Genomic DNA, 24,096 nt, shown 5'->3' on the forward strand with positions numbered 1-24,096 from the left:
GCCGGAACGGGACGGGAGAAGACTGTGCCCGACGACAAGGCGATCAGCGAGACCGAGATGGAGGCCAGGCTGCACGGCATCTGTTTCAAGACCGGGCCGCCGCGCCGCATCGGAGTCGAACTCGAATGGCTCCTGTACGACCCGCACGACCCCGCACGACCCGTCGAGGCGGCCCGGCTCGAAGCCGCGGTCACCGCCCTGCGCGGACTGCCACTGCGGTCCGCCATCACCTTCGAACCCGGCGGTCAGGTGGAGCTCAGCTCCCTCCCGGCCGACTCCCTCACCGCGTGTGTGGAGTCCGCGGCCGCCGATCTGGTTCTTGTACGTTCCGTACTCACCGGCCTGGGCCTCGGGCTCGCCGGCCACGGACATGACCCCTGGCGCCCACCGAGACGCTTCCTGACCACGCCCCGGTACGAGTGCATGGAGACCTACTTCGACCGCCGGGGTCCGGCCGGGCGCTCCATGATGTGCAACACCGCCTCCGTGCAGGTCTGTGTGGACGCCGGGCACGAGGAGCCCGGACCGCTCGGCATGGCACGGCGCTGGCGGCTCGCCCATCTGCTGGGCGCGGTGCTCACCGCCGCGTTCGCCAACTCACCCCTGCGCCAGGGCCGCCCCACGGGCTACCGCTCCACCCGGCAGGCGCTGTGGACGGCGATGGAGCCCGGACGCACCCACGCCCCGGCCGACGGCCGCGATCCCCGCACGGCCTGGGCCCACTACGTGCTGGACGCGCCCGTGATGGCCATCCGGGACGAGAAGGCGCCCTGGACGGTGCCGTCCGGGGTGACCTTCCGCGAGTGGGCCCGCACGGCGCTGCCCCGGCCACCCACCCACGACGACCTCGACTTCCACATCTCCACGCTCTTTCCCCCCGTCCGCCCGCGCGGCCATCTGGAACTGCGCATGATCGACGCGCAGAGCGGTGAGGACGGATGGATCGTCCCCCTCGCCGTCACGGTCGCGCTCTTCGACGATCCCGAGGCTGCTGAAACGGTTTACCGGGTGGTGAAGCCGCTCGCCGAGACGGCCGGCGCCCGCCCCGCACCGGGCAATCCGCTGTGGCGCGCCGCGGCCCGCCACGGTCTGGCCGACCCCGAGCTGCGCGCCGCCGCCGCCAGCTGCTTCACCACGGCGCTGGACGCGCTGCCGCGTATCGGCGCCTCCCCCGCCATCACCGCCGCCGTCGCCGGCTTCACCGACCGCTATGTGCTCCGCGGCCGATGTCCCGCCGACGATCTGCTCGCTCCCCTCACCGGTAAGGAGGGACGGTCATGACCGCCCCCGGCTCCGATCCCACCATCGATCCCGAGGCGCTGCGCCGGCGCGCCGAGAAGGCGCTGCGCACCGCGCGCGACCGCACCCACACCCTCACCACCTGCGTGGACGAGCCCGACCTCACCGCCCAGCACTCCCCTTTGATGTCCCCGCTGGTGTGGGATCTGGCGCATATCGGCAACCAGGAGGAGCAGTGGCTGCTGCGCGCGGTCGGCGGACGTGACGCGCTGCGCCCCGAGATCGACTCGATATACGACGCCTTCGAGCACCCGCGCGCCGAGCGGCCCACCCTGCCGCTGCTGGCGCCCGCCGAGGCCCGCGGCTATGTGCACGAGGTGCGCGGCCGGGTGCTGGACATCCTGGAGCGGATCGAGCTGCGCGGCGCCCCGCTGGTGGACGCGGGCTTCGCCTTCGGCATGATCGCGCAGCATGAACAGCAGCACGACGAGACGATGCTCATCACCCACCAGCTGCGCCGCGGACCCGCCGCGCTCACCGCCCCGCCACCGCCCGACGCGGACGGAGGCGCGGCGCTGCCGGCGGAAGTGCTGGTCCCGGGCGGCCCGTTCACCATGGGCACCTCGGCCGAGCCCTGGGCCCTGGACAACGAGCGGCCCGCGCACCACCGGCTGGTCCCGGCCTTCCACATCGACACCACTCCGGTGACCAACGGCGCGTACGAGCGGTTCATCGCGGACGGCGGCTACACCGAGCGACGCTGGTGGACGGCCGACGGCTGGGCGTACATCCAGGAGCACGGCCTCGCCGCCCCGCTGTTCTGGCGGCGCGAGGGCGGGCAGTGGCTGCGCCGGCGGTTCGGGGTGACCGAGCCGGTGCCGCCGGAGGAGCCGGTGGTGCATGTGAGCTGGTACGAGGCGGACGCCTACGCCCGCTGGGCGGGGCGGCGGCTGCCGACCGAGGAGGAGTGGGAGAAGGCCGCCCGACACGACCCGGAGAGCGGCCGGTCCCGGCGCTACCCGTGGGGCGACGAGGACCCCACGCCCGACCACGCCAACCTGGGCCAGCGCCATCTGCGGCCCGCGGCGGCCGGAAGCTATCCGCGGGGCGCCTCCCCGCTGGGGGTGCGGCAGCTGATCGGCGATGTGTGGGAGTGGACCTCGAGCGACTTCCTGCCCTACCCGGGGTTCCGCGCCTTCCCCTACCGCGAGTACTCGGAGGTGTTCTTCGGCCCGGCGCACAAGGTGCTGCGCGGCGGCTCCTTCGCGGTGGACGAGGTGGCCTGCCGGGGCACGTTCCGCAACTGGGACCTGCCGGTCCGCCGCCAGATCTTCTCCGGCTTCCGCACCGCGCGGGACGCGTCCTGATGTGCCGCCACCTGGCCTACCTGGGGCCGCGGACCTCCATCGGCGAGGTGGTCGTGGCGCCCGCTAACAGCCTGTTCCGGCAGTCGTGGGCGCCGCGGCGGCAGGCGCACGGCACGGTCAACGCCGACGGGTTCGGCGTCGGCTGGTACGCGTCGGACGACCCGGTGCCCGCGCGCTACCGCCGCGCCGGGCCCATCTGGGGCGATCTGTCGTTCGCCGACCTGGCCCGCGTGGTGCGCACGGGGGCGCTGATGGCCGCCGTAAGGGATGCCACCGAGGCGAGCGCGGACGGCGAGGCGGGCGCCTCGCCGTTCGCCTCCGGGACCTGGCTGTTCAGCCACAACGGGGCGATCCGCGACTGGCCGCACGCGGTCGCGGACCTCGCCGCCGCGCTGCCACCGGCGGATCTGCTCGGCCTGGAGGCGCGCTGCGACTCGGCGTTCGTCTGGGCGCTGGTGCTGCACCGGCTGCGGCTGGGCCACGCGCCGCCGGAGGCGCTGGCCGAGACCGTCGAGCAGTTCGCCGCCGCCTCCCCCGGCTCACGGCTCAACCTGCTGCTCCTGGACGGCGCGACCATCGCCGCCACCGCCTGGGGCGACACCCTGTGGTACCTGGCCGATCCGGACCGGGGCGTGGTGGTGGCCTCCGAGCCGTACGACCAGGACCCCGGCTGGACCGAGGTCCCCGACCGCACCCTGCTCACCGCCACCCGCACCGATGTAACGCTCACCGCACTCAAGGAGGCTTCCCGTTGAGCCCCTTCACCGTCACCCGCACCCTGCCCGCCGATGCCACCGCGGCCGCGCTGCGCGCCGATGTGGCCGACGGGCTGACCAGCACCCCCAAACAGCTTCCGCCCAAGTGGTTCTACGACGCCCGGGGAAGCGCGCTCTTCGAAGAGATCACGCGGCTGCCCGAGTACTACCCGACCCGCGCCGAGCGGGAGATCCTCGTCGCCCGTGCGGCGGAGATCGCCGACGCCACCGGGGCCCGCACCCTCATCGAACTGGGCTCCGGCTCCTCCGAGAAGACCCACCACCTGATCCGGGCGCTGCCGGATCTGCGCGTCTACGTCCCCGTCGACGTGAGCGAGAGCGCGCTGGAACTGGCCGGGGAGGCCCTGCTGGCCGAGCATCCACGGCTGATGGTGCACGCGCTGGTGGCCGACTTCATGAACGGGCTCGCGCTGCCCGACGACACCCCGGGGCCGAGGCTGCTGGCCTTCCTCGGGGGCACCATCGGCAATCTGCTGCCGGCCGAGCGCGCCGCCTTCTTCGCCTCGGTGAGCGAGCTGCTCGCGCCCGGCGACGCGCTGCTGCTCGGCACCGACCTGGTCAAGGACGAGGCCACGCTCGTCTCCGCCTACGACGACGTCCAGGGGGTCACCGCGGCGTTCAACAAGAACGTGCTGACGGTGCTCGACCGCGAGCTGGGCGCCGACTTCGACCCCTCCGACTTCGACCACGTGGCGGTGTGGGACGCCGAGGAGGAGTGGATCGAGATGCGGCTGAGGGCCCGTAAGGAGCTCACCGCGAAGATTCCCGCCATGGATCTCGCGGTGCACTTCGCGGCCGGGGAGGAGGTCCGCACCGAGGTGTCCGCCAAGTTCCGGGAGGAGAAGGTGCGGGACGAACTGGCCGCCGCGGGGATGGAGTCGCGGCGCTGGTGGACCGACGCGGAGGGCCGCTTCGCGGTGTCGCTCGCCGTGCGCCGGTAACTCCTCGCCGGATCGCGGCGGACCGCCGCCCGGGACCGTTGGTCGCGGGCGGCGGCTCGCTTTGCGGGAGCGAAGGAGCGACGCGGTTCGACGTCCGGGCCGCGAGGCGCGGGTGTGATGCACATCACATCAGCGGAAGAGGGTCGCAGCACAGCGCGCTGTGGCCCTCTTTCCAGGTGAACTCCCTCTTGTTGTGCCCAAATCGGGCCCCTTATCTTTGGCCCGCCCGGCAGCTCGCCGCACCCGGCAGCACGAGAAGGAGCCGTCCATGCCCTTACGGGGACGCCACCGCCGCTACAAGCCCAACCGCATCTCCCGTGCCTCGCTGAGCGTCACGGCGGGCGGCGCCGGAATCGCCCTTCCACTCGTCGGCGCCGCGGGCGCGTCCGCGGCCTCCGGCGAAACCTGGGACAAGGTGGCCCAGTGCGAGTCCACCGACAACTGGGCCATCAACACCGGCAACGGCTTCTACGGCGGGTTGCAGTTCACGCAGAGCACATGGGAGGCGTACGGCGGCACGGCGTACGCGGCACGGGCCGATCTGGCCACCAAGGACCAGCAGATCGCGATCGCGGAGAAGGTGCTCGACGGCCAGGGCCCCGGCGCATGGCCGGTCTGTTCGGGCAAGGCCGGTCTGACGCGGGGCGACGCGGCGCCGCAGAGCGCCGAGAAGGTCGTCAGGACGGCCGCCGCCCCGGTCAAGCAGACCCATGAGAAGGCCCAGCAGGCGGTGGCGAGCAAGCCCACGCCCACCAGCCTCCCGGGGGGCGCCGCCACGAAGTCCGGCCGCTATGTGGTCGTCAGCGGCGACTCCCTGTCCCGTATCGCCGACACCCACGATGTCAACGGCGGCTGGGAGGCGCTCTACAAGACCAACCGCGAGACGATCGGCGGCGACCCCGATCTGATCTACCCCGGTCAGAAGCTCTCCCTCAAGGGCGGTAAGGCCACCGCCAAGCCCAAGGCGGAACCCGAGCCCCACCACAAGGCCGAGGCGAAGCCCAAGCCGAAGCCCGCGCCGCACCCCAAGGCCGAGAAGCACACCAGCCGGGAGCGGGCCACCAAGCCCGTCGTCTCCTCGGGCTTCACCGCCCCCGTCAGCGGGGTCAGTCCGAGCACCGCCTACCGGGCGGCCGGCTCGAGCTGGTCGAGCGGCTATCACACGGGGGTGGACTTCCCCGTGGGCATCGGCACCTCCGTGAAGGCCGTGGGACCGGGCCATGTGGTCTCGGCGGGCTGGGGCGGCGCGTACGGCTATCAGGTGGTCATCCGGCATCCGGACGGCAAGTACAGCCAGTACGGCCATCTCTCGCAGCTGTCGGTGCGGGCCGGGCAGAGCGTCAACGGCGGCCAGCAGATCGGCCGTTCCGGCTCGACGGGCAATGCCACCGGACCGCATCTCCACTTCGAGATCCGCACCGGCCCCGGCTATGGCTCGGACATCAATCCGCTGGCCTATCTGCGGTCACACGGCGTCAGCCTCTGACCCTTCTCCCCGGTGAGAGCCGGGTCAGCCGGGCGAATCGCGGCCCTCTGGTGAGCGTGGTGGCGACCATGTGTCCGGAGACGCCGCCCAGCCCGGCCCCCGGGTGAGTGGACGCGCCGATGTGCCAGAGCCCGTCAATATCGGTCGCGTGCCGTCCGGAGGCGGGCAGGGGGCGCCAGACAAAGCTCTGGTCCAGTTCGAGGGAACCGCCGTACGGGTCGCCATCAACCGCGTTGGGGTTCCGGCGGGCGAGATCCGGGGGCGCGATGACGTCGACGGCGAGCACCTTGCCGGGCAGATCGGGTGCGTGCCGGGCGATCCGGTTCAGCACCCGGTCGGCGTAGCCCCGGGCCAGCTCCGGGGTCCAGCCCTGAGCGGTGTCCAGTTCACCGGCCGCGTCGCCGCGCGGGGTGGACGGCACCTCCTGCAACTGGAGCCACAGCGCGGCGGCCCCGGGCGGCACCCGGCCGGGGTCCAGGACGTACTGCTGCCCGACGACCACCGTGGGCCGCCGGGGCAGCAGACCCGCCTCGGCCTCGGCGCAGGCGATACCGGTGCTGCCCGAACCGTCGGTCAGGTGCACCAGCGGGATCGTGTTCAGCCGGGCGTCGCGCCAGCCGGGCGGCTCGGACAGCGCCACATGGATCTGCATCGCGGCGCGGCCGTAGCGGAATCGCCGCGCCTCGGCGCGCAGTTCGGGGCGCACCGAGCCCTCCGGCAGGAGGGTGTCGTACAGCGCGGTGGGGGTCACCGAGGCGAGGACCGCGCGGCGGGCACGGAAGACCCGGCCGCCCGCCGCCACTCCCATGGCGCGGCCCCGCTCGACGAGGACGCGGTCGACCCGGGTGCCGGTCTCCAGCCGTACGCCCGTCGTCGTCAGCAGCGACCGGAAGGCGTCGAGGAACCGGCCCGCGCCCCCGGCCACCACGGGCACACCGGCGCCGTGCAGGGTGGCGGCGAGCAGCGTCACCAGGAAGCCGCCCGACGCGTGGTCCGGCGACAGCCCCGCGTGCAGCAGCCACGGGGCGAACAGGTGGTCCACCTCGTCCCCGCGGAACTCCGCGCGCAGGTAGCCACGTCCGCTGGTGGCCACCGAGCGCACCCATCGCTCCACCCCCTGCCGCCCGCCGCCGCGCAGCAGGGCGACCGCGTGGCGGAGGACGGCCGGTGACCGGAGCTCGCCGCCCATCAGGCCGCCGATCGCCTCCATATCGGCGCCCAGCCGGCCGAGCGCGGCCAGATACGCGGCCCGGTCCGCCTCGTGCGCGAAACCCTCGGCGGTGCGCTCCGGATCGCGGTGCGCGAGGGTGACCCTGCCGTCGTCGGCCACGCTGGCGATGACCCACTCATCGGTGTTGCGGTACTCCAGCCCATGCCGCCGCAGGGGCTCCCCCAGACGCGCGTACGCCGGTCCGGAGACGAACAGCGGATGCCAGGAGGAGTAGGTGTCGTGGAGGTAGCCCGGCAGGGTGCGCTCCTCGGTGGCGATGAACCCGCCGATGTCCGGTTCGCGCTCCACCAGGATGACGGACCATCCGGCCAGGGCCAGCTCCGCGGCGGCGACCAGGCCGTTGACACCGGACCCGACGACTACGGCGTCTGCCTCGGCCATCCGGTGTTCCTCCTGCCATCGCGCGATGCGGTGCTTTTGTTCGTTTTCCGCATGCTACGCGAAGAGCGCGGAGAAGATGCTGAATGGTGGGTTATCGTCCGTACGGCGGGGGCGCGGCAGCCCCAGCGCGGCCTCGACCGCCACCGGCCCGCCCCTTCCCTCAACTGGGGCTCAGTCGCACAGGACCGCCGTCTGTGCCTTCAGCAGCCCCTTGCTCCGCGGCACGGGCGCCTCGCCCTTGAGCTCCGCGGCGAGGTCGTAGACGGTGGCGGCCAGGACCAGTTGGCGCCGGCCATCGGCGGTGGTGACGGAGACGCTGGTGTAGCCGGGGCCCGCGCCGTCGGTCTCCCAGGCGGTGAGCGGGTCGGCCTTCTTCCCCTCGCCGGGGGCGCACGGCACCTCCATGCGCTGCACCCCGAGTCCGTACGCGGGCGCGTCGGGGAACTCCACCGGGGTCTTGAGCTCGCGCTGCTGGTCGGGACGGAGCAGCTTGCCCCCGAAGAGGGCGCGCTCGAACCGGGCCAGATCGTCCACGGTCGAGATCATGGCTCCGGCGGTCCAGTCGTAGGAGGGGCTGAACCGCGTCATATCGCGGCCCTCGAGGTCGTAGCCGTGCAGATGGGAGCCGTGCACCTCGGGGTCGGTCACCGGGAAGGAGGTGTGCTTCAGCCCCAGCGGGGCGAGGATCCTGCGGTCGATCTCGGCGGGCGCGGAGCGGTGGGTCACCGCCTCGATCACCAGCCCGGCGAGCAGATAGTTGGTGTTGGAGTACGACCAGCCCTTCCCCGGCGCGAACTCCGGCTTGTGCGCGACCGAGCGGGAAATCACCTCGCGCGGGGTGATGACGTGGTCCCGGTCGCCGTCCTCCAGATAGGGCGCGAAGAACGAGGCCTCGGTGGTGGGGTCGTAGATCCCCGAGGTGTGGTTGAGCAGCTGACGGATGGTGATGGCCTTACCGTCGTTGCCGTTCCCCTGGACGACACCGGGCAGCCACTTCTCCACGCTGTCGTCGAGTGAGAGCCGTCCCTCGCCCTCCAGTTGCAGCAGGACCGTGGAGACGAACGCCTTGGTGTTGCTGGCGATCCTGAACCGCTGCTCAGGGCGGGCCTTCTCGCCGGTGGCCTTGTCCGCGACCCCGGCCGCCGTCCGCCACTCGTCGTCGCCGCGCCGTGCGTAGGCCACCGCGCCCGGGAATCCGTCCTTCACCGTCTGGCCGATGGCCTCCTCGAAACCGGACGGCGCCGACGGCCCGGCCGACTCCCCCTGGGCCGTGGCGATGGTGACGGTCGCCGTCACCGCCAGCGCGCCGATCCCCGCCCACAGCGCCACGCCCCTTGCCCGAACTCCCACGAACCCGCTCCTTGCCTCGTTCCCTGTGCCGTTCGCGGATCATCGTGCCGTCGCGGCGCACCGGGCTCCCATCCCGCTGCCGCCCGTCCCGCCCGGGGGTTTTCCCCACCCCATAGGGGCCGCACGGCCCGTCAGGGTGCCCCGTACACCGGGCCCGGCGGTTCGGCCCCGGCGAGGAGTTTCCGCGCGGCCTCGCCCGCTTCCGCCGGTGTCCAGCGGGCGCCCTTGTCGGCGGTGGGGCCCGGCCGCCAGCCCTCCATGACGGTGATCCGCCCGGCCTCGGCCTCGAAGACCCGGCCCGTGACCCCGGCGCAGGCGGCTGAGCCGAGCCAGACGACGAGCGGTGAGACATTCGCGGGGGCCATCGCGTCGAAGGCGGCGGGGTCTTCCGGCGCGGCCATGTCACCGGCGAACGTGGTCTCCGTCATCCGGGTGCGGGCCGCCGGGGCGATGGCGTTGACCTGGACGCCGTAGCGGCCGAGTTCGGCGGCGGCCACCGAGGTCAGGCCGAGGATCCCGGCCTTGGCCGCGGAGTAGTTGCCCTGTCCGACGCTGCCCAGCAGCCCGGCCCCGGAGCTGGTGTTGACCACCCGGGCCACCGGGGTGCGGCCCGCCTTGGCCTCGGCGCGCCAGTGGGCGGCGGCGTGCCGCAGCGGCAGGAAGTGGCCCTTGAGATGGACGCGGATCACCGCGTCCCACTCGTCCTCGCCGAGGTTGACGAGCATGCGGTCGCGCAGGAATCCGGCGTTGTTGACGAGGGTGTCGAGCCGGCCGTAGGTGTCGAGGGCGGCGGCCACGAGGGAGGCGGCGCCGTCGGTGGTGGCGATGTCGCCGCCATGCGCCACCGCCTCCCCGCCCGCGGCCCGGATCTCCTCGACGACCCGCTGGGCCGGGTCCGCCGACGCCCCGGCGCCGTCCGGGGCCACGCCGAGGTCGTTGACGACGACCTTCGCGCCCTCGGCGGCGAAGGCGAGCGCGTGCGCCCGCCCGAGGCCGCGGCCCGCTCCGGTGACGACGGTGACGCGCCCGTCGCACAGTCCGCTCATCTCAGTCCTCCTGTGGTTCTGCCCGGCCGGTGCCGGGGGCCGGCTGGTTGACGTTGGCGGCATCGAGGAACGCGGGGCGCTCCCCGCCCCCGTGGATGGCGATGCTGGCGCCGCTGATGTACCCGGCCAGCCCGGAGGCGAGGAACACACAGGCGTCTCCGGCCTCGACGGGCTCGGCCATCCGCCCGAGCGGCACGGTCCGGCCGACGGCGGCGATGCCCTCCTCGTCCCCGTAGTGCAGATGCGACAGTTCGGTGCGGACCATGCCGAGCACGAGCGTGTTGACCCGGACCGCGGGGGCCCACTCCACGGCCAGGGTGCGGGCCAGGTTCTCCAGCCCCGCCTTGGCGGCTCCATAGGGTCCGGTGCCGGGGGACGGTCGGGTGCCGCTGACGCTGCCGATCATCACGATCGAGCCGCCGCCCTCCTGTTGGCGCATCAGCTCGTAGGCGCTCAGCGAGACGGTCATGGGAGCGATCAGATTGAGTTCGACGACGCGGGCCGCGCGCCGCTGCCCGGCCTCGGCGATCAGCCCGTAGGGGCTTCCCCCGGCGTTGTTGACCAGCAGGTCGAGCCGCCCGTGGGAGCGGCGCAACCGGGCGAAGAACGCGGTGACCGCGTCCACGTCCCGGATGTCGAGCGATTCGAAGCGCGCCGTGCGCCCGTCCACCTCGATGGGTTCGTCGGGCGCGCGGCGCGCACAGATCACCACCTCGGCCCCGGCGGTGAGCAGGGCCCGGGTGATCCCCGCTCCGACGCCGCGCGTGCCGCCGGTGACCACGGCGACGCGCCCGGCGAGATCGATGGTGACGGCCACAAGACACCTCCCGCTGCGCGATGAGCGCTGCTACCTTCTCACCTAACAAATGTTTGGTGGAAAGGTAGCGGATCTGCTCATGGGTGTCTCCACCTCCGCCCCCGCGGCCGGTGTCCGACTGGTCACCATGGACTTCCCACCCGTCAACGCCCTGCCCGTGCGGGGCTGGTACGAGCTGGCCGACGCGCTGCGCACCGCGGGCGCCGACCCGTCGGTGCGCTGTGTGGTGCTGGCCGCCGAGGGCCGGGGCTTCAACGCGGGCGTGGACATCAAGGAGATCCAGGCGGCCCAGGGCCATTCGGCGCTCATCGGCGCCAACCACGGATGTGCCGAGGCGTTCGCCGCCGTCTACGACTGCCCGGTCCCGGTCGTCGCCGCCGTCCACGGCTTCTGCCTGGGCGGTGGCATCGGTCTGGTCGGGAACGCCGACGCGATCGTGGCCGGCGAGGACGCCACGTTCGGCCTGCCCGAGCTGGACCGCGGCGCACTGGGCGCGGCCACCCATCTGGCGCGGCTGGTCCCGCCGCATCTGATGCGCGCGCTGTACTACACCGCGCGCACCGCGACCGCCGAGGAGCTGCACCGCCATGGCTCGGTGTGGCGGGTCGTGCCGCGCGCCGGGCTGCGGGCGGCGGCGCTGGAGCTGGCCGGTGAGATCGCCGCCAAGGACGGTGCGCTGCTGCGGCTGGCCAAGGCGGCCATCAACGGCATCGATCCGGTCGATGTGCGCCGGAGCTACCGCTTCGAGCAGGGCTTCACCTTCGAGGCCAATCTGGCGGGCCTGTCCGACGGGCACCGCGACGCGTTCGTCACCAGGAGCACCGGGAAGGGGTGAGCGGCGTTGGCCGACAAGACGATGACGGCCGAGGAGGCCGTCGGCCGGATCCGCAGCGGTATGACGGTCGGCATCGGCGGCTGGGGGTCGCGGCGCAAGCCCATGGCGCTGGTCCGTGCCCTGCTGCGGTCGGAGGTCGGCGATCTGACCGTGGTCTCCTTCGGCGGCCCCGACGTCGGACTGCTGACCGCCGCCGGGAAGGTCCGCAAGCTGGTGACGGCGTTCGCGACACTCGACTCGATCCCCCTGGAGCCGCACTTCCGGGCGGCGCGCGAGCGGGGGGACATCGAACTGACCGAGCTGGACGAGTCGATGATGATGTGGGGGCTGACCGCCGCCGTGCACCGGCTGCCGTTCCTGCCCGTCCGCGCGGGCCTCGGCTCGGACGTGATGACGGTCAACCCCGCGCTGCGGACGGTGACATCGCCGTACGAGGACGGTGAGGAGCTGGTGGCGGTGCCCGCGCTGCGGCTGGACGTGGCGCTGGTGCACCTCAACCGGGCGGACGCGCAGGGCAATGGGCAGTACCTCGGGCCCGATCCGTACTTCGACGACCTGTTCTGCGAGGCGGCCGCCGAGGCGTATCTCTGCTGTGAACGCGTCGTCGCCACCGCCGAGTTCGCGGACGCAGGTGGCCCGCAGACGCTGCTGGTCAAGCGGCATGCGGTGACCGGTGTGATCGAGACCCCGGGCGGCGCGCACTTCACCTCCTGCGTCCCCGACTACGGACGGGACGAGGCGTTCCAGAGCGCGTACGCCAAGGCCGCCGCCGACCCGGAGGCGTGGCGGGAGTTCACAAGGCGGTTTCTGTCCGGGGACGAGCAGCGGTACCGGGCCGCGGTGGCGGCGTTCGGGAGGGAGGGCGCATGACCGGAGGGGTGACCCGGGCCGAGTACTGCGTGGTGGCCTGTGCCGAGGCATGGCGGGGCGACGGGGAGATCCTGGCCGCCCCGATGGGCGCGGTGCCCAGGATCGGCGCCCGGCTGGCCAGGCGAACCTTCGCGCCCGAGCTGATGCTGACGGACGGCGAGGCGATGATCGTGGGCGGCGGTCCGGAGGAGGGCGATCCGGAGGTGGTGGAGGGGTGGCTGCCGTACCGGGCGCATCTGGCGCTGGTCACCGGCGGCCGGCGGCATGTGATGATGGGCGCGAGCCAGCTCGACCGCCACGGCAACCAGAACATCAGCTGCGTCGGCGACTGGAAGCGGCCCAAACGGCAGCTGCTGGGGGTGCGGGGAGCACCGGTCAACACCCTGAACAACCCCACGAGTTACTGGGTCCCCCGGCACTCGCGGCGGGTCTTCGTCGAACGCGTCGACATGGTGTGCGGGGTGGGTCACGACCGGGCGGCGGCCGCGGGACCGGCCGCCACGCGCTTCCATGACCTCCGGTGTGTGGTGACCGATCTGGCGGTCCTCGACTTCGCCACGCCCGACCGCACCCTGCGGGTGCGCTCCCTGCATCCGGGGGTGACCGCCGAGGCGGTGCGGGAGGCCACCGGCTTCCCCCTCGACATCGCCGACGACGTCCCGTCCACCCGGGAGCCGACCCCCGCCGAGCTGCGGCTGATCCGGGAGGTCATCGACCCGGAAGGCGCCCGCGAGCGGGAGGTGCCGTCCTGATGGACACCCCGCTGACCCGGCTCGTCGGGGTGCGCCATCCGCTCGTCCAGACCGGCATGGGGTGGGTGGCCGGGCCCCGGCTGGTGTCCGCCGTGGCGAACGCCGGGGCGCTGGGCATCCTGGCCTCCGCGACCATGTCGCCCGAGCGGCTGCGCTCGGCCGTGCGCGAGGTCGCCGCCCGCACCGACGCCCCCTTCGGGGTCAATCTGCGCGCCGACGCCGGGGACGCCGGGGAGCGGGTGCGGATCATCGTCGAGGAGGGGGTACGGGTCGCCTCGTTCGCGCTGGCCCCCAGGCGTGAGCTGATCGGCCGGCTGAAGGACGCGGGCGTGGTGGTCATCCCGTCCGTGGGCGCCCGGCGCCACGCGGAGAAGGTGGCGGGCTGGGGCGCGGACGCGGTGGTGGTGCAGGGCGCCGAGGGCGGTGGTCACACCGGGCAGGTGGCCACCACCGTGCTGCTCCCCCAGGTCGTGGACGCGGTGGACATCCCGGTCGTGGCCGCGGGCGGCTTCCACGACGGACGGGGGCTGGCGGCCGCGCTCGCCTACGGGGCGGCGGGGATCGCCATGGGCACCCGCTTCCTGCTCACCTCCGACAGCACGGTCCCGGACGCGGTGAAGGCGCGCTATCTGGCGGCGGCGGTCACCGATGTCACCGTCACCACGGCGGTGGACGGACTCCCCCACCGGATGCTCCGCAGCGAGCTGGTCGACTCCCTCGAGCGCTCCGGCCGCGCCGCCGCGCTCCTGCGCGCCGCCCGCCACGCGGCCGCGTTCCGGCGGCTGGCCGGGCTGAGCTGGCCGCGGATGGTGCGCGACGGGCTGGCCATGCGGCACGGCAAGGACCTCACCTGGAGCCAGGTGCTGCTGGCCGCCACCACCCCGATGCTGCTGAAGGCGTCGATGGTGGACGGCCGCACCGACACGGGGGTGATGGCCTCCGGTCAGGTGGCCGGGGTGATCGAGGATCTGCCGTCCTGCGCGGAGCTGGTGGACCGGATCATGGCCGAGGCCGCGACGACCCTGGACCGGCTGACCGGCGGTCGTACAGTGGGGTGAAAGCGGCCAGACCATGACACGGGTAATGGGAGGTCGTCATGGCCGACCCCAAGGGTTTCCTCACCACACCCCGTCGTCTTCCGCCCCGGCGTCCGGTGGACGAGCGGGTGCAGGACTGGGACGAGGTGCCCGCACCCGGCGGACTGCTGCCGATCATCAACGCCCAGGCGGACCGCTGCATGGACTGCGGCATCCCGTTCTGCCATGAGGGCTGCCCGCTGGGGAACCTCATCCCGGAGTGGAACGACCTGGTCTCCCGTGACGACTGGCTGCGCGCGAGCGAGCGGCTGCACGCCACCAACAACTTTCCCGAGTTCACCGGCCGGCTCTGCCCGGCCCCCTGCGAGAGCGCCTGTGTGCTGGCCATCAACCAGCCGGCGGTCACCATCAAGAACGTCGAGGTGGCCATCGCCGACCGGGCCTGGGAGAGAGGCCATGTGGCCCCCAGGCCACCGGAGCGGCTGAGCGGCCGCACGGTCGCCGTCATCGGCTCGGGCCCCGCGGGCCTGGCCGCGGCCCAGCAGCTCACCCGCGCGGGGCACACCGTGGCGGTGTACGAGCGCGACGACCGGGTGGGCGGCCTGCTCCGCTACGGCATCCCCGAGTTCAAGATGGAGAAGCGCCATCTGGACCGGCGGCTGGAGCAGATGCGCGCGGAGGGCACCAAGTTCCGTACCGGCGTGGACGTCGGCACCGATATGGACGCCGCCGAGCTCCGGGCGCGCTACGACGCGGTCGTGATAGCCGTGGGCGCCCGCGCCTGGCGCGAACTCCCGGTTCCGGGAAGGGAGTTGGCCGGGATCCATCAGGCGATGGAGTATCTGCCGATGGCCAACCGGGTGCTGGCGGGCGACTACGCCCGGCCGCCGATCACCGCCGAGGGCAAGCATGTGGTCATCGTCGGCGGCGGGGACACCGGCGCGGACTGTCTGGGCACGGTGCTGCGGCAGGGCGCCGCCTCCGTGACCCAGCTGGACATCCACCCCCGGCCGGGCGACGAGCGGACCGAGGGCGAGCCCTGGCCCACCTACCCCAAGATCTACCGGATGTCCGCCGCCCATGAGGAGGCGCGGGAGCTGGCTGCCTCCCCGGAGGCGGACGTGGACGCGCGGATCTTCTCCGCGACCACCGTCCGCTTCGAGGGGACCGCGCCGGACGCGGAGCGGCCGCACGGCGGCGTCCGGGCGCTGCGTCTGATCGGGGCCCGTGCGGATGGAGAGCACGGGCCGGGCACGGAGCGGGTGCTGCGGGCGGATCTGGTGCTGCTGGCCCTCGGCTTCCGCGGCCCGGAGCGGGGTGGCGGGCTGCTGGACCAGCTCGGTCTCGAGCTCGACGAGCGCGGCACGGTCGCCCGCGACGCGTCCTTCGCCACCGGCGCGGACGGGGTGTTCGTGGCGGGTGACGCGGGCCGTGGCCAGTCGCTGATCGTCTGGGCGATCGCCGAGGGCCGCTCGGCCGCGGCCGCCGTGGACCGCTATCTCGCTGGCTCCACGACGCTCCCGGCGCCGGTCGGGCCGACCGATCTGCCGATGACGGCGTGACGCGGCGGGGTCCGGTGGCCGATACGGCTTCGGACAGCTGTCCCGGAGGGCGGGCTGTCTGCCGCGGACGTCCGGCGCGGGCATAGTGTGCGTCCATGATCTCGCAAACCCCCCTCCTCACCGTGGCCGACGGTGTGCACATCTGGTCCCCGACCCCGAGCGCCGGCTGGGGTCTGGCCAACTGCGGTCTGATCGTCTCGCCCGACGGCCACGCCGCCTGGATCGACAGCCCCTACGACCGCCGGATGGCCGGTGAGTTCCTGGACCACAGCCGTGCCCTGCTGCCCGGCGGGGGCCGGATCGAGCGGGTGATCGTCACCCATGCCAACGGCGACCATCTGTGGGGCGCGGAGGTCGTACCGGACGCGGAGATCGTCGCCACCCGCGAGGCGCTCGGCCACATCGAGTACGAGCCCTCGCCGCAGCAGCTGCACGGCCTGGTGCACGGCAGCGATCCGGCCACTCCGCTCGGCTGGTACCTCAAGCGGCACTTCGGGCGGTTCGACTGGTCCACCACCGAGGTGGTCGAGCCGACGCTCACCTTCGTGGGCGAACTCGACCTGCGCGTGGGCCAGGTGCCGGTGGAGCTGTTCAGCCTGGAGTCCGCGCACACCGCGGGCGATCTGGTGGCGTATCTGCCGCGGCAGAAGGTGGCGTTCACCGGCGATGTCATCTTCGCCTCCGGTCCGCGGGACCCCGGGGACCACGCGGTGCACTGGGCGGGCCCGCTGGACAATGTGATCTCCGCGTGCGAGCGGGTGCTCGGGACCGGGGCCGAGGTGATCGTCCCCGGCCATGGCCCGGTCCTGGACCGGGAGGGGGTGCGCGGCCACATCGGCTATCTGGAGCATCTGCGGGACCGCACCCGGGAGCTGCACACGGCCGGGGTGCCGGCCCTGGAGGCCGCGCGCACCCTGATCGCCGAGAACGCCTATCCGTCGCTGGGCCTGCCCGAGCGCCTGGTGATCACGGTGGGCTCGGAGTACCGGCATCTGAACGGCACGGAGGAGGCGGCGGACCTCGTGGCCACCATGGCCGATCTGGCCCAGGTGGCATGGGAGCGGCGCGAGGGCGCGCCGGCGGCCTCAACCTGACCACCTGGTCACCGCGGGGCGCGCGCCGCGGCCGGGAGGTCCTGCTCGGTCCAGATGATCTTGCCCTGGCTGGTGTAGCGGGTGCCCCAGCGCTGGACCATCTGGGCGACGAGGAACAGCCCGCGTCCCCCCTCGTCGGTGGTGGCCGCCCGGCGCAGATGGGGCGCGGTGGTGCTGCCGTCGGCGACCTCGCAGATCAGCGCCCGGTTGCGCAGCAGCCGCAGCCGTACGGGGCCCACCGCGTGCCGGATGGCGTTGCCGAGCAGCTCGCTGACCACCAGCTCGGTGGTGAAGGCGGCCTCCTCCAGGTTCCACTCGGCCAGGGTGCGGGCGACGGCCGCCCGCATCCGGGCCACCACCTCGGGGTCCGCCGGGAGGTCCCACGAGGCCACCCGGCTCGGGTCCAGCGCGGTGGTACGGGCGATGAGCAGGCACACGTCATCGGTGCGGCGCGGCGAGAGCAGGGCGGCCATCACGGTGTCGCAGGCCCGCTCCGGGTCGGGGTCGGCATCGGTGAGGGCGTCCCGCAGCCGGTCGAGCCCGATCTCGATGTCGCGCTCGCGGTCCTGGACCAGGCCGTCGGTGTAGAGGACGAGGCGGCTGCCCTCTGGCAGCTCCGTCTCGGCCGCCTCGTAGAGCCGGCCGGCGAGCCCCAGTGGCGGGCCCGCGGGCAGGTCGAGGAAGGTCGCCGAGCCGTCGGGATGGACCAGGGCCGGGGGCGGATGGCCGGCCCGCGCCAGGGTGCAGTGCCGGGAGACCGGGTCGTAGACCGCGTACAGACAGGTGGCCCCGGCGGCCCCGGAGCTGCCGCCCGTGTCGGTCTCCTCCCGGTCGAGCTGGTCGACCACGTCGTCGAGCCGGGCGAGCAGCTCATCGGGGGGAAGGTCCACGACGGAGAAGTTGCGCACGGCGGTGCGCAGCCGGCCCATGGTCGCGGCGGCGTGCAGCCCGTGGCCGACGACATCGCCGACGACGAGGGCGACCCGGGCCCCGGACAGCGGGATGACGTCGAACCAGTCGCCCCGCACCCCGCCGGGGGCGGGCAGATAGCGCTGGGCGGCGACGACGGCCTGCTGCTCGGGGCGGCCGCGCGGCAGCAGGCTCTCCTGGAGGGCCAGGGTGGTGGCGTGCTCGCGCGCGTAGCGGCGGGCGTTGTCGATGGCGACGGCCGCCTGACCGGCCAGCTCCTCGGCGAAGGTGCGGTCCTCCTCGTCGAACGGCGGGGTGTCGCCCGAGCGCCAGAACGCCGCCTGGCCCAGCCGGACGCCGCGCCCGCTGAGCGGCACGGTCAGCAGCGAGTGGATGCCGTACTCCCTCACCCAGCCCAGCCGCTCCGGGTCCTGGGGCGTCCAGTCGGGGTGGGCCGGCAGATCGCCGACGGCGAACACCCGCGCCTGCCCGGTGCCCCCGGCCCGCTGGGTGACGGGGAAGGCCGAGACCCGCTCGCCGACCCGGCGCAGCGGAGGGTCCTGCCGGACGCCGCTGAAGGCGGCCCGGCGCAGCGGTGAGTCCCGGTCGCCCGGCTCCTCGCCGCCCAGCACGGCCTCGTGCAGATCGACGGTGGCGTAGTCGGCGAAGCGCGGCACGGCGACCCGGGTCAGTTCCTGGGCGGTGCCTTCCATGTCGAGGCTGCTGCCCACGCGGACACCGGCCTCGTACAGCAGCTGGAGACGTGCGTAGGCCCGGTCGGCCTTGTCCGTCAGGGCGCGCAGCTCGGTGGTGTCCCGCAGGGTGGCGACGCTCCCCCAAGGCTGTCCGCCGCGCAACGCCGGGCGCTGGTTGACCGCCAGCAGCCGGTTGCCGACCTCGTACACCTCGTCGGTGGCCTCGCGGCCGGAGGCGAGCAGCCCGGCGATCTCCGGGGGCAGGCCGACGTCGGTGATCCGCCGTCCGCGCGCGTCGGGTGCGAGGCCCAGCAGGAGCAGCGCCTCGTCGTTGGCGAGCAGCAGCCGTACCTCGTCGTCGAGGATCAGCACCCCCTCCCGGACCGAGCGCAGCACGGCGTCGTGGTGTTCGTACATCCTGGTGATCTCGGCGGGGCCGAGCCGGTGGGTCTGCCGCCGCAGCCGCCGGGCCACGAGCGCCGCGCCGCCCCCGCCCAGGAGGAGGGCGAAGGCCGTGGAGCCGTAGATCATCGGCAGTTGACGGCCGACCGACCGGGCCACGGAGGGGATGGAGACCCCGGCGTTGACGATGCCGATCACCCGGCCCCGGGCGTCGGTGACCGGCACGGCGGCACGGATCGAGGGGGCCGAGTGGGTGATGCCCGGGAGCCTGTCGGTGAAGGGCCGTCCCGCCGTGGCCGGATAGAGGCTGCGGCCGATGTGCTTGCCGAGCAGTTTCGGATCGGGATGGGCCCAGCGGATGCCATCGGGGGAAGTCACCACGATGTAGTCGACACCGGTCCGCCGCCGGATCTTCTCGGCGTAGGGCTGGAGGGTCCTGGCGGGGTCGCGGGACTCCAGCGCCCGCTGGACGCCGGGGGCGAGGGCGACGGTCCGTGCGACGGTCAGCGCACGGCCCCGGGCCTGGCTGTCCCGGCTGCCGCGCGCCTGGAGGGACAGCGTGGCCCCCGCGGCGAGCACCAGGAGCGTCACGATGATCAGCATCAGGGCGAACACCTGCCCGCCGACACTGCGCGAGCCCAGCGCCGAGCGCACTTTCACATGCTCTGTCTAACGCACATCCGCGGGTCGCACACCTGGTGGCGGCCGCGGTGGGAGCCGTCCGCGGTCAGAAATTGATCATGTGTCCGGCGAGCCCGTGGACGGCCTCCTTCACCGCCTCGCTGAGGGTCGGATGGGCGTGGACATTGCGGGCCACCTCGTGCACGGTGAGGTCCCACTGCTGGGCGAGGGTGAGCTCGGGCAGCAGCTCGGTGACCTCGGGGCCGATGAGATGGCCGCCCAGCAGCTCGCCGTGGCGGCCGTCGCCGATGAGCTTCACGAAGCCGACGGGGTCGCCGAGCCCCTGGGCTTTCCCGTTGGCGGTGAACGGGAACTTCGCCACCCGGACGTCGAAGCCGCGCTCGCGCGCCTGGGCCTCGGTCCAGCCGAAGCTGGCGATCTGCGGCTGGCAGAAGGTGGCGCGCGGGATCATCACATAGTCCAGCTCCATGGACTCCGCCCCGGCAATGGTCTCCGCCGCGACGATGCCCATGGCCTCGGCGGCGTGCGCCAGCATCAGCTTGGCGGTGACGTCGCCGATGGCGAAGATGTGCGGCACATTGGTGCGGCACCGGCCGTCGATGTCGATGGCGCCCCGCTCGGTCAGCCGGACGCCGGTGTGCTCCAGCCCGTAGCCGTCCACCCGCGGCCGGAACCCGATGGCCTGGAGCACCCGGGCGGCCTGGAGAGTCTGCCGCTGGCCGCCCGTGGTGACCATGACCTTGACCGCGGGGCCCGCGTCGTTGATCGCCTCCACCCGGGTGGAGGTCAGGATGTTCATGCCGAGCCTGCGGAAGCGCCGGGTGAGCTCGGCGGAGACCTCCTCGTCCTCCAGGGGCACGATCCGGTCCATGAACTCCACCAGCGTCACCTGCACCCCGTAGCTGTGCATGATGTACGCGAACTCCACGCCGATGGCTCCCGCGCCCGCGATCAGGACGCTGCCGGGCAGGGTGGGCGAGAGGATCTGCTCCTCGTAGGTCACCACCCGCTCGCTGAGGGAGGTGCCGGGCAGCAGATTGGTGATCGAGCCCGCGGCGATGACGCAGTGGTCGAAGGTGAGCGTCTCCGTGCCGCCGCCGGAGCGGGTGACCAGCAGTTCGTGCGGTCCGGTGAAGCTGCCCCGCCCCTCGAACTGGGTGATCTTGTTCTTCTTCATCAGATAGTGGACGCCCTTGACCCGTCCGTCGGCCACCTTGCGGCTGCGCTCGAACGCGTCGCGGTAGTCCACGGTGACATCGCCGTTCACCCGGATGCCGAAGTCCTTGGCCTCGTGGATGAACAGATGGGCCAGCTCGGCGTTGCGCAGCAGGGCCTTGGACGGGATGCAGCCCACATTCAGGCAGACACCGCCCCAGTAGCGTTCCTCGACCACGGCCGTGGTCAGGCCCAGCTGGGCGGCGCGGATCGCGGCGACATAGCCGCCAGGACCGGCTCCCAGGACCACCACGTCGAAATGTGCGCTCATGCGTCGCACCTTAGACATTAGAGTCGGGGTATGGCTTCAGACGAGGGGTCCGTACGGGTGGACAGCTGGATCTGGTCCGTGCGGCTGACGAAGACGCGCTCCATGGCGTCCTCGGCCTGCCGCGCGGGGCACGTCCGGGTCAACGGCGAGCGCGTCAAGCCCGCGCACACGGTGCGGACCGGGGACGAGGTGCGGCTGCGCCATGCGGGGCGCGACCGGGTCGTGGTCGTCTCGCGCATCGTGCGCAAGCGGGTCGGGGCGCCGGTGGCGGTGGAGTGCTACATCGACAACAGCCCGCCTCCGCCCCCGCGCGAGCACACCGTGCCGATCGGGCTGCGCGACCGCGGGACGGGCCGCCCCACCAAGCGCGACCGGCGCGATATGGAGCGGCTGCGCGGTATGCCCGGGGGCCTCGGCTAGGGGTGTCCGGCGCATCTTTCCAGCCCGGCGCAGGCGTACGCGTACCGCCGGACACCTCGTAAGGCCCGGTCAGTCCGCGGTGATACGCACGGGGCCGCCGTGTGCGTCGGCCCCGGCGATCCAGTCGGCGGGTAGGTGGAACGGCCGGTTGGGCGCCGCCGTAGAGGCAAGGCGCCCGCGGTGCAGCGTCCGGCCGTCCTGGCTGACGGTGAGCACCGGCCGGGTCAGGAACCGCGTGGTGCGCAGGGTGAACCGGCCGCGCGGCGGACGGGGCCCGTCCGGGGTGAGCCGGTTGGGTGAGATCCACAGCAGCGGCGCCTCGACCCGCACCGGCAGCGGTCCCGGGGTCCATGGCACACCCGCGAGATGGCGCAGTACGGGCGCGGCGGCGAACCGGCCGTCGAGGGCGGCGATATCGGCGGTCTCGACCGGGTGCAGCAGATTGCCCACGGCGAAGACCCCGGGTTCCCCGGTGCGGAACTCGGCGTCGGTGGCCGGGCCCCGGGTGCCGGGGTCGAGGGCGATCCCGGCGCTTCTGGCCAGTTCGTGGTCGGGGATCCAGTCGCCGGTGAACACCACGGTGTCGCAGCCGATGGCCGCGGTCCTGCCGTCCCGGTGCCGCAGCCGTACGCTCTCCAGCCGCTCCCGGCCGGTCAGTTCGGCCACGGTGGCGTCGGTGATCAGGACCACGCCGTGGCGCAGCCGGGTGCCGAGGTGGCGCGCCGGGTGGGTCTGATGGCGGGGCTGGTCGGTGACCATGGCGGCGACCTCGGCCCCAGCCCCGCGCAGAGTGGCCACCGCGGAGTAGCTGACCCGTTCCGCGCCGACGATGACGGCGCGGTGGCCGACGCTCTGGTGGTGCACATGGACGGCCTGCTGCAACTGCCCGGTGGTGAGGACACCCGCCGGCCGGGTGCCGGGCACCAGCCGGGCGCTGCGCGGGCGTTCCCGGGCGCCGGTGGCCAGGACGACGGCCGTGGCGGTGATCCGCTCCAGACCGGTCGGTCCGGTGATGTCCACGGTCCGCGGTGCCGCCCAGCCGGTGGCCGTGACACCCGTGCGCAGCACGGCTCCGGCGCGGATGGCGGCAGCGATGTGGTGGCGGGCGTAGTCCGGTCCGGTCATCACCCGGCGCAGATCGCGCAGTCCGAATCCGGTGTGGTCGCAGTGGCGTGGGATGCCGCCCGCGCGCTGTTCGCGGTCGAGGACCTCGACCCGGTCCACCCCGGCGGCGGCCAGCCGCGCGGCCACCGCGAGTCCGGCCGGTCCGGCCCCGATGACCAGGACGTCGACGGTGCGGTGGGTACGGTCGGTGGGGGTCATCGCCTGGCCTCCGTCCGGTCCTGGGCCGCGGTGGCCGCCTCGAACTGGGCGCGCACCGCGGCGCCGCAGAAGAATCCCTGGCAGCGCCCGGCCAGGGCCCGGGTGCGGCGCCGGATCCCGTCCAGCGAGCCCGGTGGCACGGTGGCGGTCAGCGCGTCGCGGATCTCGCCCCGGGTGACGCGTTCGCAGTGGCAGACCACGGTGCCGTACGCGGGGTCGGCGGCGATGAGGTCGGCGCGCTGGTAGGGGCGCGGGAACGCCTCGCCGATGGTGGGCATCCGAACGGGCTCGATCTCCCGCTCGGGCCCGGGGTCCAGACCGCAGTCGACGAGGAGTTCCGCCACATGGGCGGCGATCGCCATGGAGGCGGTGAGCCCGGTGGAGCGGATGCCGCCCACGGCGACATACCGCCGCCCGGGGTCGGTGTGGATCTGGTAGTCGCCGTGCTCGGTGGCGGCGCGCAGTCCGGCGTAGACGGCGGTGACCTCTTCCTCCAGCAGCTCCGGCAGGATCCGCGCGCCCTTCTCGCGGAGCACGGCCAGTCCGTCGGCCGACGATCCGGTGGCCGTCTTGTCGTCGAGGTCCTCGGCGGTGGGGCCGAGCATCACATTGCCGTACACGGTCGGCGACACCAGCACCCCCTTGCCGAGCGCCGTGGGCACCGGCAGCAGGATGTGGTCGACCAGGCCGCGGGCGAACTTGTCGAAGACGATGAGCTGGCCACGGCGCGGGGTCACGGTGAACTCCTCGTGGCCGAGCCGCCGGTTGATCTCGTCCGAGTACAGCCCCGCGGCGTTGACCAGCTGACGGGTGCGCAGCACCCCGCGCGGGGTGGCGATCCCGTGGTGGTCGGCGCCGGTGGTGATGGCCCCCGCCGGGCAGTTCAGATGCAGGTCGACGCCCGCGCGGACCGCCTGGGTGGCGTAGGCGAGGGTCGTCGTCCAGGGGCAGATGATGCTCTCGCCGGGGACCTCGAGCGCGCCGAGGGCGCCCGGTCCGAGGTGAGGTTCGCGGGCGTGGACGGCGTCCGCGTCGAGGATGACCGTCTCGTCGTAGCCGTTGCGGGCGGCCTTCTCGGCGAGTGACGGCAGCGCGGCGAGCTGCTCCGCGTCCCAGGCGACGAGGAGCGCGCCGAGCGGTTCGAGCGGGATGCCGGTCTCGGCGGCGTAGGCGGTCAGCCGGTGGTAGCCCTCGCGCACCAGGCGGGCCTCCAGGGTGCCCGGGGTGGCGTCGAAGCCGGTGTGCAGGATCGCGGTGTTGGCCTTCGACGTGCCGTTGCCGACGTCGTTCGACGCCTCGACGAGGGCGATCCGCAAGCGGTACCGGGCCAGTTCGCGGGCGATGGCGGCGCCGACCACCCCGGCGCCGATGATGGCCACGTCGTAGACCTCGTCGGGGAGGTCACCCGTGGTCGTAACGGTCATGCTGGTCCCTC

General features: G+C 73.3%; 20 protein-coding genes. 12 read left to right on the forward strand and 8 right to left on the reverse strand.

Annotation, left to right across the window (positions count from 1 at the left end; all coding sequences use genetic code 11):
- Positions 1–24 precede the first annotated feature (24 nt).
- The 5 genes from egtA to ACT2CW_RS36115 all read left to right on the forward strand — a co-directional run bounded on the left by egtA (position 25) and on the right by ACT2CW_RS36115 (position 5,809).
- On the forward strand, positions 25–1,281 hold the full coding sequence (gene egtA / locus ACT2CW_RS36095) for an ergothioneine biosynthesis glutamate--cysteine ligase EgtA (RefSeq protein WP_445519591.1): 1,257 nt from the start codon (positions 25–27) through the stop codon (positions 1,279–1,281).
- Positions 1,278–2,606, forward strand: a complete 1,329-nt coding sequence (gene egtB, locus ACT2CW_RS36100; RefSeq protein ID WP_445519592.1) for an ergothioneine biosynthesis protein EgtB — start codon at positions 1,278–1,280, stop codon at positions 2,604–2,606. The genes egtA and egtB overlap by 4 nt, the downstream gene beginning before the upstream one ends.
- Positions 2,606–3,361 (forward strand): ergothioneine biosynthesis protein EgtC, encoded by a 756-nt coding sequence (egtC, locus tag ACT2CW_RS36105; RefSeq protein WP_182473514.1) that lies wholly within the window; start codon positions 2,606–2,608, stop codon positions 3,359–3,361. Before egtB ends, egtC begins: the two co-directional genes overlap by 1 nt.
- The gene (gene egtD, locus ACT2CW_RS36110; RefSeq protein ID WP_432047346.1) at positions 3,358–4,323 is read left to right on the forward strand and encodes an L-histidine N(alpha)-methyltransferase; all 966 of its coding nucleotides are present in this window, start codon (positions 3,358–3,360) and stop codon (positions 4,321–4,323) included. The genes egtC and egtD overlap by 4 nt, the downstream gene beginning before the upstream one ends.
- Before the next feature lie 268 nt (positions 4,324–4,591).
- Positions 4,592–5,809, forward strand: coding sequence for a transglycosylase family protein (locus ACT2CW_RS36115; RefSeq protein ID WP_445519593.1), 1,218 nt, complete (start codon positions 4,592–4,594; stop codon positions 5,807–5,809).
- Here the strand turns inward: ACT2CW_RS36115 and ACT2CW_RS36120 are convergent.
- The 4 genes from ACT2CW_RS36120 to ACT2CW_RS36135 all read right to left on the reverse strand — a co-directional run bounded on the left by ACT2CW_RS36120 (position 5,799) and on the right by ACT2CW_RS36135 (position 10,634).
- On the reverse strand, positions 5,799–7,421 hold the full coding sequence (locus ACT2CW_RS36120) for a phytoene desaturase family protein (protein ID WP_445519594.1): 1,623 nt from the start codon (positions 7,419–7,421) through the stop codon (positions 5,799–5,801). The genes ACT2CW_RS36115 and ACT2CW_RS36120 overlap by 11 nt on opposite strands.
- Before the next feature lie 171 nt (positions 7,422–7,592).
- Positions 7,593–8,771 carry a serine hydrolase domain-containing protein gene (locus ACT2CW_RS36125; RefSeq protein ID WP_445519595.1) on the reverse strand — a complete coding sequence of 393 codons (1,179 nt, stop codon included), beginning with the start codon at positions 8,769–8,771 and terminating at the stop codon, positions 7,593–7,595.
- Between the two features lie 131 nt (positions 8,772–8,902).
- Positions 8,903–9,817: an SDR family oxidoreductase gene (locus ACT2CW_RS36130; RefSeq protein WP_164426728.1), complete on the reverse strand. Its 915-nt coding sequence runs from the start codon at positions 9,815–9,817 to the stop codon at positions 8,903–8,905.
- A gap of 1 nt (position 9,818) precedes the next feature.
- Positions 9,819–10,634 carry an SDR family oxidoreductase gene (locus ACT2CW_RS36135; protein WP_445519596.1) on the reverse strand — a complete coding sequence of 272 codons (816 nt, stop codon included), beginning with the start codon at positions 10,632–10,634 and terminating at the stop codon, positions 9,819–9,821.
- A 79-nt stretch (positions 10,635–10,713) separates the two neighbouring features.
- On the opposite strand from ACT2CW_RS36135, the gene ACT2CW_RS36140 reads away from it, so the two are divergent.
- The 6 genes from ACT2CW_RS36140 (at position 10,714) to ACT2CW_RS36165 (ending at position 16,784) form a co-directional block, all read left to right on the forward strand.
- Positions 10,714–11,469, forward strand: a complete 756-nt coding sequence (locus tag ACT2CW_RS36140; RefSeq protein ID WP_445519597.1) for an enoyl-CoA hydratase family protein — start codon at positions 10,714–10,716, stop codon at positions 11,467–11,469.
- 21 nt (positions 11,470–11,490) lie between these two features.
- Positions 11,491–12,339, forward strand: coding sequence for a CoA transferase subunit A (locus ACT2CW_RS36145; protein WP_445519695.1), 849 nt, complete (start codon positions 11,491–11,493; stop codon positions 12,337–12,339).
- Entirely contained in the window at positions 12,336–13,091 is a 756-nt protein-coding gene (locus ACT2CW_RS36150) for a CoA-transferase subunit beta (RefSeq protein ID WP_432047341.1), read from the forward strand. Before ACT2CW_RS36145 ends, ACT2CW_RS36150 begins: the two co-directional genes overlap by 4 nt.
- Entirely contained in the window at positions 13,091–14,149 is a 1,059-nt protein-coding gene (locus ACT2CW_RS36155) for an NAD(P)H-dependent flavin oxidoreductase (RefSeq protein ID WP_445519598.1), read from the forward strand. The genes ACT2CW_RS36150 and ACT2CW_RS36155 overlap by 1 nt, the downstream gene beginning before the upstream one ends.
- A gap of 38 nt (positions 14,150–14,187) precedes the next feature.
- Positions 14,188–15,690, forward strand: a complete 1,503-nt coding sequence (locus tag ACT2CW_RS36160) for a glutamate synthase subunit beta (protein WP_445519599.1) — start codon at positions 14,188–14,190, stop codon at positions 15,688–15,690.
- 95 nt (positions 15,691–15,785) lie between these two features.
- Positions 15,786–16,784 (forward strand): MBL fold metallo-hydrolase, encoded by a 999-nt coding sequence (locus ACT2CW_RS36165; RefSeq protein ID WP_445519600.1) that lies wholly within the window; start codon positions 15,786–15,788, stop codon positions 16,782–16,784.
- Between the two features lie 8 nt (positions 16,785–16,792).
- On the opposite strand, the gene ACT2CW_RS36170 is transcribed toward ACT2CW_RS36165, so the two are convergent.
- Both ACT2CW_RS36170 and lpdA read right to left on the reverse strand, forming a co-directional pair.
- Positions 16,793–19,444: a SpoIIE family protein phosphatase gene (locus tag ACT2CW_RS36170; RefSeq protein WP_445519696.1), complete on the reverse strand. Its 2,652-nt coding sequence runs from the start codon at positions 19,442–19,444 to the stop codon at positions 16,793–16,795.
- A gap of 73 nt (positions 19,445–19,517) precedes the next feature.
- Positions 19,518–20,918: a dihydrolipoyl dehydrogenase gene (gene lpdA / locus ACT2CW_RS36175; RefSeq protein ID WP_445519601.1), complete on the reverse strand. Its 1,401-nt coding sequence runs from the start codon at positions 20,916–20,918 to the stop codon at positions 19,518–19,520.
- 30 nt (positions 20,919–20,948) lie between these two features.
- Here lpdA and ACT2CW_RS36180 point away from each other — a divergent pair, with 30 nt between their 5' ends.
- Positions 20,949–21,338 carry an RNA-binding S4 domain-containing protein gene (locus tag ACT2CW_RS36180; RefSeq protein WP_414084530.1) on the forward strand — a complete coding sequence of 130 codons (390 nt, stop codon included), beginning with the start codon at positions 20,949–20,951 and terminating at the stop codon, positions 21,336–21,338.
- A 69-nt stretch (positions 21,339–21,407) separates the two neighbouring features.
- Here the strand turns inward: ACT2CW_RS36180 and ACT2CW_RS36185 are convergent, their stop codons facing one another.
- A complete protein-coding gene (locus tag ACT2CW_RS36185) occupies positions 21,408–22,661 on the reverse strand; it encodes an NAD(P)/FAD-dependent oxidoreductase (RefSeq protein ID WP_445519602.1) in 1,254 nt (417 codons plus the stop codon).
- Positions 22,658–24,085, reverse strand: a complete 1,428-nt coding sequence (locus ACT2CW_RS36190) for an NAD(P)/FAD-dependent oxidoreductase (protein ID WP_445519603.1) — start codon at positions 24,083–24,085, stop codon at positions 22,658–22,660. Before ACT2CW_RS36190 ends, ACT2CW_RS36185 begins: the two co-directional genes overlap by 4 nt.
- Positions 24,086–24,096 lie beyond the last annotated feature (11 nt).

Source organism: Streptomyces sp. NEAU-174 (assembly GCF_052665095.1).